Here is an 11,511-nt window from a genome sequence, read left to right on the forward strand (position 1 = left end):
CCGCGCTCTATCGCGCATGATGCCTAAGCAAGTCGAGTCAGGGCGAAGAATAGATTTGAATGGGCTGGTACGGCATGAACTCATCTCAGATTTAGGGTCCATTTCACTTCTCGATGACGATTTATGTAACCTGCATTTGACGAAAATTCCCGTACCACGTCGCTTACAATGCGCTTATGGCCGTAGATCACTCAAATTCGGGAACGTACACATGGTGGGCGTTTACCATCAAAAAGGGGAACTAAAATGAGCTCTTGGATCAATCGTAGACGTTTCATGCAAGCAACCTCGTCGGCCATCGCAGCCGGCGCACTTTCCTCGGTTCGCCCGGCTTCGGCGCAATCATCGGGTGAGTTAAGGGTTACTGTGGGGGGCGGCGACGTGGGTAAGGCCACCATCGAGGCCTATGTCAAGCCATTCGAAGCTGAGACAGGTATCAAGGTGGCCCCGATCACTGACGATGCAGTCATGGGCCAAATTGAGTTGATGGTGAAATCGAGCAACGTTACGCTTGATGTTGGCTATGTAGGGCAAGGTTCCGCGCTAACATTAGCCGGAAAAGGCCTACTCGAGAAGATCGATTATTCAATTCACAAAAAGGAAGAGCTAGACGGCATCTTTGAATTCGCCAAGCAGCCGTTCGGCATCTCCTCGCTCATCTACTCGTACAACATGGTTTACAATACCGAGTCGTTTCCTGCTAGCAATCCGAGGCCCCAGACCTGGGCCGACTTCTGGGACGTCGCAAAGTTTCAAGGCATTCGAACGCTGGTGTCAGGGCAGTACGGAGCGGAAGGGCCTTGGGAGGAAGCTCTGCTGGCTGATGGCGTACCCGCCGATCAACTTTACCCGATGGACATCGATCGCATCTTCACCAGTCTGGACAAGATCAAACCGCATATCCGTAAGTGGTGGGGCTCGGGCTCCGAGATCCAGCAAATGTTGCATGATAAGGCAGTCGATGTCGCGCAGTCGTATGACGGCCGAGCGCTTCTTCTTATCGAGCAGGGTGCACCAATCGAAATCAATCGGAACCAGGCAAAGCTACAATGGGACTATTGGGTGATCCCCAAAGGGGGTCCCAACACGCAAAATGCGCAGAAGTTCATTGAATTCGTTACACGCGCCGACCGCCAAGCGGCATTCTCGCAGCTATTTCCCGAAGGTCCAACCAACCGCAACGCCTTCAAGCTGATTCCAGATAAAATCGCGCGCAAGCTTCCTACCCATCCTGAGTACATGAAGAGCAGCGTTGCTGTGGACGGACAGTGGTATAATGCTATTGGGCCTGATGGCCTGACCAACACCGAACGGCTCATTCAGCGCTGGAACGAGTGGGTTCTTCAATAGACCTAAATTCGACTGGAGTTATTCTGGCCGGGCGAACGTTCACCGCCCTCGTGCTTGCGACCGCGAGTTGAATTGACCTAACTGAAGCCCCCGTTTTTGGCAGACTCGGGGAATGCATATAAAGTCGCCGAAAGACTGTGCGCACAGGGGTCCTACCCTTGTGTCCCACATCGCGTTGGAGCACCTGCGGTTTAGCAGGGGTCGATCGGCGGCCGGATCGTGCTGGAGGAGCGACAGTGAACATGAATGCACCCCCCCCCGTCCCACTTTCAGAGGTTGTCTCGTTGGAGAAAAGCTCCGTTCTGGCCCAGATTGAGTTCCGGGGCGTCACTAAGACTTACGGGAAAATCACTGCGGTCAAAGATTTGTCATTGAAGGTAAGTCGCGGGGAGTTCCTGACCATTCTCGGTCCGAGCGGTTCAGGCAAAACTACAACCTTGATGTTGCTCGCCGGCTTCGAGGCTCCTACTTCAGGTGATATCTTGATCGCTGGGCGCTCCGTCGCCGCAGTGCCCTCCTATCGGCGCGACCAAGGCATCGTTTTCCAGAGTTATGCGCTGTTTCCGCATCTCACGGTGACACGGAACCTGGAGTTCCCGCTCGAAATGCGAGGCATAAACGCTGGTGAGAGGACAAACCGGGTCCGCCGCATGCTGGAGCGCGTGCACCTCAGTGATTTTGGCGGCCGTATGCCGTCGCAGTTGAGCGGCGGCCAGCAGCAGCGCGTGGCGCTTGCCCGCGCGCTGATCGCAGATCCGCCCTTCCTCTTGCTCGACGAACCGCTCGGCGCCCTCGACCGTAACCTTCGAGAGCAGATGCAGATCGAGATGAAGGGCCTACACAAAGAGTTCGGCATCACCACGGTCTGCGTCACGCACGATCAGGAGGAAGCGCTCACTCTGTCGGACCGCATCGTCGTCATGCGCGCGGGACGGATCGAGCAGACCGACAGCCCGGAGGCCCTCTACGATCGGCCGGCAACATGCTTCGTGGCAAAATTCTTGGGTGAGGCCAACATCCTCGAAAATGTCAACTTCAAGATTGAATCCGATGCAGATCAGCCTTCCGGCACTGTGGCCATGATCCGGCCCGAACGTATCAGAATCGTCGCTCGTGATGCGCGGAAGCGCGGCGATGCAGACCAGCGCCAGTCCGTCACTGGCACCGTCGACGATATGATTTACGCCGGCCCCTTGCGGAAATACCATGTGCGCGTCGGTAGCAGCGTTTTCATCGTGCGTGAACATGTCGCCGCAGGACAGCCAATCTTCCGACCCGGCGATGGGGTATGCCTCGGCTGGCTTCGGTCAGACATTCGCTTTGTCGCCGCGTGAAGCGCGAAGAGGGGCAAACCTGATGAAGGTCTTTCAAAAATTTTGTCAAATGCCGATTGGGCTTACCGTACCAGCCTTTGCCATCCTGCTCGTAATATTCGGAATACCGATTATCCATCTATTCCTGACCAGCATCAATGCGCCGGCCTTTTCGGCAGCCAACTATTATAAGTTTTTTGACCAGCCGGCGAACGTCCGCGTACTCTTCCAGACCATCGAAGTGAGCGTCGTGGCCACCGTCATTTGCCTCATCGTCGGCTATCCCACAGCCTATCTGATCGTGACCGCATCGAGAAGCGTGCGCATAACCCTCATTGCGCTCGTCATCATCCCCTATCTCACCAGTGGGTTGGCTCGTACATATGCATGGATTGTCATCCTCGGCGATCGCGGCGTGATCAACAATTTTTTGCTTCACCTCGGGGTGATCCACAGCCCACTGCCGCTCATCTACAACACCATAGCCGTCTATGTCGGCATGGTGCACATTATGCTGCCGCTCATGATCCTGCCTCTGGTTAGCGCCATGATGGGCATCGACAGGTCGCTGATGTCGGCCGCGCGCAGTATGGGGGCGCGGCCGCTCACAGCTTTTTGGCGGGTGTTCTTCCCGCTCAGCTTGCCGGGCGTGCGCAGTGGCTCACTGCTGGTCTTCGTATTCTGTCTGGGGTTCTACATAACGCCAACTGCTCTCGGCGGCTTGCGTGATGCCATGCTGTCTACCTTTATTGCGGGGCAAGTCGCAACTTCCTTCGACATCTCACGAATCGCCACCTCAGCCTTCATCCTCCTCGCCATCGCCGTCGCCGTGCTTTCCATGCTAGGGCTCGACCTCGCAGGTGCACAAGGGCGCGCGACGATGCCAGCGCGGAAGTCTTGGGTTGGGCGGCTACCTAAATTTGGGATGCTGAAACGGTATTTTAGTGAGTTTCTCAGTCCCTATCGGGCAAAGCTTTGGACAGCCCATCTCTACCAGGTAGGAGATGACAGCCGCTTGTCGAACATCGTCGGCGCGGTGTTCGTATTGCTCGTTATGGTCTACCTTCTTTCCCCTGGCCTTATCGTGATTATCATGTCGTTCAGTGCCGGGACTTTTCTGGAATTCCCGCCCTCGGGCCTTTCGCTCCAATGGTACCGAGCTTTCTTTGGCGATCCGTCCTGGAATGGCGCCGCTTGGACTAGCATCCAGATCGGCGTTGCGGTGGCTATTCTGTCGACTATCGTCGGGACGCTCGCGGCCTATGGCCTCAACCGCACCCATCCTCGGCTACGCGGCTTCCTGACAATGACGATCTTGACTCCCGTCACCATTCCCGTCATCGTGGTCGGCGTCGCCGCCTATCTTGGGCTGGTCAATCTCGGACTGATAGGCTCGAAGACTGGGATCATCCTGGCCCAAAGCGTCGGTGCCATTGGCATCGTTGTAGTCATCGTATCGGCGACGCTGGCGAATTTTGATCGAACGTTGGAGCAGGCAGCCAAGAGCATGCGGGCGGGGCCGCTTCAAACTTTTTTGAGAGTAACACTTCCGTTGATCCGGCCGGGGGTTATTGGTGGGGCCGTGTTCGCGTTCCTCCACTCCTTCGACGAACTCGTCATAACATCGATGGTGAGCGGGTATTCGATCCGTACCCTCCCACTGAAAATGTGGGAGAACATACGCAACCAGATCGATCCCACGATCGCAGCGGTGTCGTCCCTACTAATGCTTGTGCCCGTGCTTTGGCTCCTTATCCTCTATCTCACGTGGTGGCGGTCCCGGCCGAGAGGTAACCAGTCGCTTCCGGAATTTGCGACTTGAGCTGCAAAACCTGTGGGTGGACTCGGAGGAGGATGCATCGATTGTCGGGTGAACTTGTCTAAACCCGCCTGATCATGGTGGATGAGGCTTGCCGCAAGTCATTAAAGACTTGGCCCGATCGCCGTAAGGTACGCCTCCGGCGAGGCTTCGATTACCCACATCGTCGGCGGGCCTATTGCCCCGAATGAATCTGCCGTGACTCTGTCGGTGACGCCGAATCACGGAGGCGTCACGGATGCGAGACAAGACCAGCAGCAGCGAAGCCGCTTGGCAGGAAGAGCTTCGCGCAGCGGCCCTTCCCGACAAGCGTCTGGTCGGTCGGCTGCAGCGGTTGCTGGATCAGCTGTCAGCAGCGCCGGGCAAGCCGATCCCGGCGGCCTGCGGCGACTGGGCAGCGGCGAAGGCGGCCTACCGCTTCTTTGACAATCCGCGTGTGACCGAACACAGCGTTCTCGCCGGCCATTTCGCCGCGACCGCAGCACGCGTTGCGGCGAGCGAAGGTCCGATCCTTATCCTGCAGGTAATACCAACGGTCTTGGCTGCTGACTCTTTGTGATTTTGGCCGATTTGCGCGCAGTGATTCCCTATTGCCGAAGGAGATTCGGTGATTGGATCAGCGGCGAAGTTGCGGACGGACTTTTCGGCGGGGGAGCTTCGCCGTCTTGCCCGGAACTCAAAGGATGTGCGCCAGAGCAGCCGGGTGTTGTCGATCGCGGCGGTTCTGGACGGCATGAGCCGGGCCGATGCGGCCCGGATCGGCCGGATCGGCGGGATGGATCGCCAGATGCTACGCGACTGGGTGCATCGGTTCAACACGGCCGGCCACGATGGTCTTGTGGACCAATGGGCGCCGGGACCAGCGTCCCGGCTGTCGCATGAGCAGCAGGCCGAACGGCCGCGCTTGTGGAGAAGGGCCCGGATCGTGCCGTCGATGGCGTCGTTCGCTGGCGGCGGATCGACCTGAAGAAAGCCATCAAGGACCGCTTCGGCATTGATTATGACGCGCGCTATGTCGGGAAGCTGCTGCACAAGCTCGGCTTCTCCCACATGAGTGTGCGACCGCGTCATCCGGCGCAGGATGCCCATATCATCGAGGAATTCAAAAAACTGGCCTCGCACGCTGAAGGTAAGCGGTGCGCCAAGGCACCTTTCCCGAAATTGTCTTGATGTTTAGGTCGCTTGTTGGTCGGCGCGCCGGCGCCGATCACTCCGGGTCATAATGGGTGACGTAGTGGAGTTCGCGGAGGGCGGGAATGACGAGCGAGATGTCTTTGCAGGCCTCATGCTCGATGAAGCGCGCGGTCTCGGGCCCTGGCCTGGGCTTGCCGAGGACGGGCTTCCCCTTTTTGTCGACGCAGTAGATCAGGATCGGCAGCAGCAGGCCGTGGTTGGGGTTGTTGAGGTCGAGTAGCCGTTTCCAGCTTTTGATGTTGAGATTCATGGCTGCGTAGAACCCCTGGCACCACGGCCGCGGGTCGATGCCGCCGCTGGGCTTGGTGGCGAATCGGGGCGCGCAATCCTGCGGTCTGTCGAAGAGCGTCTCGTTGATCCGGTTGTGGATCCTGGCGACGCTGGTAAACACGGCGTGATCGGTAGCAGAGCCTTTGGCCAGGACGTCGCGGCAACCCCATGAGCGGGCACATCCAGTCTTGCGGGTCCGCGAACCGCGGCCCGGTGACCGCCGCCGTTACGAAGCCATCCAGCGCCGACATGGTCCGCACCAGCGGGCGGGGGTTGGTCCTGACGGCCATCCAGGCCTCGAGCGCCTCGTCCGACAGTGCCACGTCATCTATTGCGCTCATCCCGCCAACGGGAGCGGCATCGCTTGGCGGCGCACCCAATTCCACGGCATCAGCTCGTCCCAGCGCGAGGCTGGGCAGTCGTTCTGGATGCGCTCGGTGACATCGGCCATGTAGGCTTCGGCAATCGACGCCGCAGAGCTTGCAGGTCTCAATGATGCTGAGCACGACCGCTGACCGCTCTGCCGCGGCGAAGCTGCCCGAGAAAAGCCAATTGCGCCTGCCGACCGTAAATCCACGAATGGCCCGCTCCGCAATCAGGTTATCGGGCTCGACTTGGCCATCGTAGAGGAAGCGGTTGAACGCGCGCCATCGCTTGGTGCCATAGGCGAAGGCCTTCGCGGTACCGGCATGGCGCGACAAACCCTTGCCTTGGCGCATGAGCTGTCGTCGCAGCGCGCGGACCAGTGGTCGGGTCCGCCTTCGTCGTGAGGCCAATCGTTCGGCGGGCGGCAGCCCCCGTATCTCTTCCTCGATGCGGTAGATCGCCCGGATGCCGGCCATCGCCGTCGTGCTGAGCTCGGTCGGCTGGCTGTCGTGAACGTCGAATATCTTGCGACGTAGATGGGCCAGGCAGGCTGCTTCTCGAATGGCGCCGCCCTTGTAGAGTATAGCCGCTGAAACCGTCGGCCTGGAGCGTGCCGGCAAATCCGGCGAGCTCGCTCATCACGCTCTCGCCGGCGCGGCCCATGGTGGCGCGATACCAGGCGATCGGCGGCTCCTGCGAACCCGAGTTGCGATCGTCGGCGACGTAAACCCAGAGCGCGCCCTTGTGCGTCTTGCCGGTGCTGGGCGCCAGGATCGGAAGCCGCGTGTCGTCGGTGTGGATCTTGGTGCGGGTACGGCCGATCTCACGAATGCGGTTGTAGATCGGATCGAGCAAGGCGGCGGCGTAGCCGGCGCTGCGCGCAAGCGTGGGTCGCTCGATATTGATGCCCTTGGCGGCCATCATCTGTGCCTGACGGTAGAAGGGCAAATGATAACCCCACTTGGCCATCATGATATGGGCAAGCGCGGCATAACTGAGCTTGCCGCGTGCAATGGCCTTGGCTGGTGCCGGCGCCTGGATGATTTATCGCAAGTCCGGCAGCTGTACTTGGGTCGAATGGTCTCCATCACCTGCCAGGCCTGGGCGACCAGATCGAGCATCTCCTCGCTATCTTCGCCCATGGCGCGCAGATCGCTGCCGCAGCCCGGGCAGCATGCGCAAGACGGCTCGCGAACGAGCCGCTTGCGCGGCAGGTTGGGGTTGAGCTTGCGCACCGGTAACACCCGGACCTTGTCGGTGTCAGCGACGATGGGCAGCTCGCGGGCACGCTGGCGGCGAAATCGGTCTCGAGATCATCGAGTTCGAGTCGCATTTGGCCGAGCTCCTCGGAGGAGCGGCCGAAGGCCTTGCGGTTGAAGCGATCGATCCGCAGTTGCAGGCGATGGATGCGAAGCGCGGCCTCGGCGCGCTCTCTTCGCAGCTGCTCATCACGTTCGGCAATGGCGATGTCACGGGCACAAACGGCCGCCTCCAGGGTGGCGATCCGGGCGAGGAAATCAGCGATTGAGGGAGCTTGTTTCGACACCCAAATTACATACTGGAAAGACCTACAAATCAATGAGAAACGACCGAATTTAGCCGGCCAGACGCGGTCGATAAATCTTGTTCGGCCGGCGCCAGTCGAACCCGTCCAGAAGCAGCGAAAGCTCTGCCTTGGTAAGCGACACAGTCACCTGATCCTTGGTGGTCGGCCAGGCGAAACAACCAAGCAAAAGCCCTGGTCGTCATGCGCCAGAATCTTGATGATATGACCCTTGCGTCCTCGGAAGCAGAAGATCGCGCCGGTATGCGGGTCGAGCGCGAGCACCTGCTGCACCATGCGCGCCAGGCTGTTGATCCCGCGGCGGGTATCGGTCTCACCGCAGCAAAGGTAATCCGGTCGGTCGGCACCACCGTGATCACCTGGTCAACTCCGCCAGGACGATACGCCGCGCCGTCGGATCGACGGTCCCGTCGATCCGCAATCGCGCGCCGTTCGGAAAGGTCACGACGATCCTGCCGGCCGGGTCCGGGCAATCGGCGACGGGACGCTCAACCTCGGCAGATCGTTCACTTCGATCCGCGCGAAAGTTGCCACCGCCCGATCGGCCTCGATCTCGTGGCCGGCCATCTGCTTGCGCCAGGCATAGAGCTGTGACGGAGCTACGCCGACCCCGCCGCGCTCGCCAGATCGACCAACGCGCGCTTCTCCGTGCAACTCCACAGCCTCCGCTGCCGCACGCGCCCGGGCACCGCTGCACAATCTTCGGCCGGCGCGCCGCCGCTGATCTCGGCGACCATATGGCCCCTCGCATGTTCCAATGTCATGGCGCGAAAGCTCCATGTTCATCAGCCTATTGCAAGGTGCCTTGGCGCACCGCTTACTCCTGCAGGACACGACCGAATTTATCTAAAGCCGTGCGCAGCCGGGCAAAATCGGCTAGACCGTCAACGCCGGGCGCTACAAGGCTGGGCAGCCGTACGTGCTGACCTTATGCGGGATGCTGATGCATTCGAGCCTGGCCGTCATCCTCACCGGCCTCTGACGGCGGTGAAATTCTGGGACACGAACGAATTCAAAGGGAACGCTCGCGCTCAAGCGGCACAGCAATCCCACGCGCGTGCCGATCGAGACGAAGGACAGCTACCGCTGGCTGGAGAACCTACGCCAGTCGATCGCGCTCGTGGGCGCGCCCGAGCGCTGTCTGCATGTGGGTGACCGGGAGAGCGACATCTACGAGCTCTATTGCACCGCGCAGGACCTTGGTACCAGCTTCATCGTGCGGGGCAGACGAACAGGCTGGCCGAGCGGCCTGCCGATGCTGCCCCACACGATCCTGCTCATTGCGTCTTTGCCGGCGGCGCCCTGGGCGGGACGTCATCGCATTACGGTCGGTTATCAGGACGAGACGACCTGGCTGCAGGTGAAGTTCGCCGCCATCAGAACCTTGCCGCCCGTGGGCAAGCAGAAGCGCTACAGTCCGCAGGTTCTGACTTACATCCACGCGCTCGAAGAAGATCCGCCGCCCGGTCGCGAGCCGATCGACTGGAAGCTGGTAAACAACCTGCTGGTCGAAGATCTCTCCGTGGCGGTCGAGAAGCTCGGCTGGCACGCCCTGCGCTGGAAGGCGGAGGTCTTCCACAGGGCTATGAAGTCCGGCTGCCGTGCCGAGGAGGGGAGGCCCGCGGTGGTCAGCTGGCGAATATTCTTCGTCACTATGTCGGCGCGCGCCAATCCAGACGCCGCGCCCGACAGCCTTCGCCGAGATCACTGCGCTCGACCAGATCGCCGCGCGCGAACGCGACCGCGCCTCCAACCGCCCACACTCGCCGCCTACCTGCTGCAAATCGCCATGCTTGGCGGCGATCTCGCCCGCAAACATGATCCGCCTCCCGGCAACATGGCCGTCTGGCGCGGCATGACCCGCTTGCACGACATCGCCTTCGGCATCTCCATTGGATCAAGGGAGAAGGCTCGGATCGGAGCCTGCATCCGCTCGTCGGAGAATCCAGCCAGTTCGAAGAGGAGCAGTGGCGTGAACATACATTTGTTCTTTGGCGCGTCTTAAGTCAAGCGTCTGTAGCCGCTGGCGTAGGCGGCTTAGACTTTGGGGGCAAAGCGATTTTATTTCGGACGTCGCGCTGACCTGCCCTCCCAAGATGGGTGACCACCTCGCTTCGGCGAGCCTATCAGGAGTGGTAGGTGCGATTCGCAATAACACGTGAAACACTACCACCTGCGAATGACTAGCAAAACTGCAGCATTGGAGAATGCCACCATGAGTGAGATGGACTTGATCGATAATGTCATTCCACGTACGGATGTCATCAAATGCACAGCGCGCATCGGTGCTGAAATCAAGAATGTCAAGCTGTCGGCCGATTTGCCGGACCGGACCATCGCAGCGATAAACGGGCTGGTGCTTGAGCACAAGGTGATCTTCTTTCGCGACCAGAGTCATCTCGACGACGCTGAGCAGGAGCGCTTTTCTCTGCGATTGGGGAAGCCCTCGGCATATCCGGAGGGAACGACGCCGATTTACGACATTGATTCCGCACGTGGCGATATCGGGGCTGACGTTTGGCACATCGATTGGTCCTGCATGGAGGCCTATCCCAAGATCGCGGTGCTGCGAAGCGTTGTGATCCCGTCAGTCGGCGGCGACACCGTGTGGTCTAACACGGCGGCCGCATATCTCGACTTACCGTTGCCGCTGCGACGGCTTGCCGACGAACTCTGGGCTGATCACAGCTTCCCCGGATCTTATCTCAGGTCTTCTACCGAGCCCCATACTGGACCGATAATCGAGACAGAGCATCCGGTCGTACGCGTCCACCCCGAGACCGGCGAGCGCACGCTCGTGCTCGGCGTTTACGTAGCGCGTTTCGTTGGTGTTTCCAAATATGACGGCCAGAGGCTATTCGATCTACTTGAGTCTCATGTCACCGCTCAGGAAAACACGGTGCGCTGGAAGTGGAAGCAGGGTGATGTCGCTATTTGGGACAATCGGGCAACGATGCATTGTGCGACCAAGGATTACGGCGACCAACGCCGGGTCGTTCGTCGCGCAACCATCGAGGGCGAGGTGCCCGTCAGTGTCGACGGCCGGTACAGTGTTGCGCGATCTAAATTTATCCAGCCGGCGCCGGCGGCAAAGGTGGTTTAGAGCAAGCGGTAAGCTGAATTCGGGGGGCTCTGGGTAGGCCGGAACCTTGCCTCTTTCTTAGCAAGGGCGAACCATGAAACACAATAACCTAGGTCGCAAGCTCATAAACTGCATTTCGTTCTTTGACGGTTCTGTCCGCGTTCACCAGCATACGCCCACGGCAAAAGGGGGCCATGACGATGGTTGCATGGGACGTTCTCGCGGCGGCCTCACGAGCAAGGTCCACGCGCTCGTCGATGCGGAGGGGCGGCCGGTCGATCTCGTCCTGACCGCCGGACAGGCGCATGACGGCAAGCCCGCCATCGCCATGCTCGACTGTCTCCCGGCGGGTGAGTGTCTCATGGTACAAAAACTTGGCGACGGCTACGAATTTCGATCAAGTGCGTAGTGTTGCTCAATTGGACCGCCGCGAGGCAACCAATTGAAGTTAGATATGGTGACGATGCCCTCAGCGATACCTCTGACCGGTACCCCCTTTCCGAGGTCAGAGTACGGTCGTCGGCAGCATAACGTACAAGCGGCAGTGGCGAGC

The 11,511-nt window shown here is 59.9% G+C and carries 13 protein-coding genes and 4 pseudogenes; 9 read left to right on the plus strand and 8 right to left on the minus strand.

From position 1 onward, the window contains the following. Positions 1-246 precede the first annotated feature (246 nt). The 5 genes and pseudogenes from NKH28_RS33340 to NKH28_RS33360 form a co-directional block, all read left to right on the plus strand. Positions 247-1,350 carry an ABC transporter substrate-binding protein gene (locus tag NKH28_RS33340; RefSeq protein WP_352981368.1) on the plus strand — a complete coding sequence of 368 codons (1,104 nt, stop codon included), beginning with the start codon at positions 247-249 and terminating at the stop codon, positions 1,348-1,350. Positions 1,351-1,592: 242 nt separating this feature from the next. After that, positions 1,593-2,684, plus strand: a complete 1,092-nt coding sequence (locus NKH28_RS33345; protein WP_352981376.1) for an ABC transporter ATP-binding protein — start codon at positions 1,593-1,595, stop codon at positions 2,682-2,684. Positions 2,685-2,706: 22 nt separating this feature from the next. After that, entirely contained in the window at positions 2,707-4,485 is a 1,779-nt protein-coding gene (locus NKH28_RS33350; protein WP_352981369.1) for an ABC transporter permease subunit, read from the plus strand. 235 nt (positions 4,486-4,720) lie between these two features. Next, positions 4,721-5,041, plus strand: a complete 321-nt coding sequence (locus tag NKH28_RS33355; protein ID WP_352981370.1) for an IS4/Tn5 family transposase DNA-binding protein — start codon at positions 4,721-4,723, stop codon at positions 5,039-5,041. Positions 5,042-5,092: 51 nt separating this feature from the next. Beyond that, positions 5,093-5,592: pseudogene (locus tag NKH28_RS33360) on the plus strand (helix-turn-helix domain-containing protein); the annotation flags it as partial. Positions 5,593-5,689: 97 nt separating this feature from the next. Here NKH28_RS33360 and NKH28_RS33365 read toward each other — a convergent pair. The 5 genes and pseudogenes from NKH28_RS33365 to NKH28_RS33385 form a co-directional block, all read right to left on the minus strand. Further along, positions 5,690-6,067: a YecA/YgfB family protein gene (locus NKH28_RS33365; protein ID WP_352981378.1), complete on the minus strand. Its 378-nt coding sequence runs from the start codon at positions 6,065-6,067 to the stop codon at positions 5,690-5,692. A gap of 457 nt (positions 6,068-6,524) precedes the next feature. Beyond that, positions 6,525-6,932: pseudogene (locus NKH28_RS33370) on the minus strand (IS66 family transposase); the annotation flags it as partial. Positions 6,933-6,951: 19 nt separating this feature from the next. Further along, a pseudogene (locus NKH28_RS33375) lies at positions 6,952-7,284 on the minus strand (IS66 family transposase); the annotation flags it as partial. Beyond that, a complete protein-coding gene (locus tag NKH28_RS33380; RefSeq protein ID WP_352981371.1) occupies positions 7,281-7,454 on the minus strand; it encodes an IS66 family transposase zinc-finger binding domain-containing protein in 174 nt (57 codons plus the stop codon). The pseudogene NKH28_RS33375 and the gene NKH28_RS33380, both read right to left, overlap by 4 nt. Then, positions 7,400-7,720 (minus strand): IS66 family transposase, encoded by a 321-nt coding sequence (locus NKH28_RS33385; protein ID WP_352981377.1) that lies wholly within the window; start codon positions 7,718-7,720, stop codon positions 7,400-7,402. Before NKH28_RS33385 ends, NKH28_RS33380 begins: the two co-directional genes overlap by 55 nt. Here NKH28_RS33385 and NKH28_RS33390 point away from each other — a divergent pair. After that, positions 7,646-7,840 (plus strand): hypothetical protein, encoded by a 195-nt coding sequence (locus NKH28_RS33390; RefSeq protein WP_352981379.1) that lies wholly within the window; start codon positions 7,646-7,648, stop codon positions 7,838-7,840. The two genes, NKH28_RS33385 and NKH28_RS33390, sit on opposite strands and share 75 nt — an antisense overlap. A gap of 162 nt (positions 7,841-8,002) precedes the next feature. Here NKH28_RS33390 and tnpB read toward each other — a convergent pair whose 3' ends face one another. The 3 genes from tnpB to NKH28_RS33405 form a co-directional block, all read right to left on the minus strand. Continuing rightward, positions 8,003-8,152 carry an IS66 family insertion sequence element accessory protein TnpB gene (gene tnpB / locus NKH28_RS33395; RefSeq protein WP_352981372.1) on the minus strand — a complete coding sequence of 50 codons (150 nt, stop codon included), beginning with the start codon at positions 8,150-8,152 and terminating at the stop codon, positions 8,003-8,005. 165 nt (positions 8,153-8,317) lie between these two features. Beyond that, complete coding sequence (locus tag NKH28_RS33400; protein ID WP_352981373.1) at positions 8,318-8,530, minus strand: hypothetical protein; 213 nt, start codon at positions 8,528-8,530, stop codon at positions 8,318-8,320. Continuing rightward, positions 8,476-8,640 carry a hypothetical protein gene (locus NKH28_RS33405; RefSeq protein ID WP_352981380.1) on the minus strand — a complete coding sequence of 55 codons (165 nt, stop codon included), beginning with the start codon at positions 8,638-8,640 and terminating at the stop codon, positions 8,476-8,478. The genes NKH28_RS33400 and NKH28_RS33405 overlap by 55 nt, the downstream gene beginning before the upstream one ends. 293 nt (positions 8,641-8,933) lie before the next feature. On the opposite strand from NKH28_RS33405, the gene NKH28_RS33410 reads away from it, so the two are divergent. The 3 genes and pseudogenes from NKH28_RS33410 to NKH28_RS33420 all read left to right on the plus strand — a co-directional run. Continuing rightward, positions 8,934-9,881 carry a hypothetical protein gene (locus tag NKH28_RS33410; RefSeq protein ID WP_352981374.1) on the plus strand — a complete coding sequence of 316 codons (948 nt, stop codon included), beginning with the start codon at positions 8,934-8,936 and terminating at the stop codon, positions 9,879-9,881. Positions 9,882-10,091: 210 nt separating this feature from the next. After that, positions 10,092-10,979, plus strand: coding sequence for a TauD/TfdA dioxygenase family protein (locus NKH28_RS33415; protein WP_352981375.1), 888 nt, complete (start codon positions 10,092-10,094; stop codon positions 10,977-10,979). Positions 10,980-11,112: 133 nt separating this feature from the next. Further along, positions 11,113-11,281, plus strand: a pseudogene (locus tag NKH28_RS33420) (IS5/IS1182 family transposase); the annotation flags it as partial. Positions 11,282-11,511 lie beyond the last annotated feature (230 nt).

It is taken from the genome of Mesorhizobium sp. M1227 (genome assembly GCF_040318315.1).
In the GTDB taxonomy this organism is placed as follows: Bacteria; Pseudomonadota; Alphaproteobacteria; order Rhizobiales; family Rhizobiaceae; genus Mesorhizobium.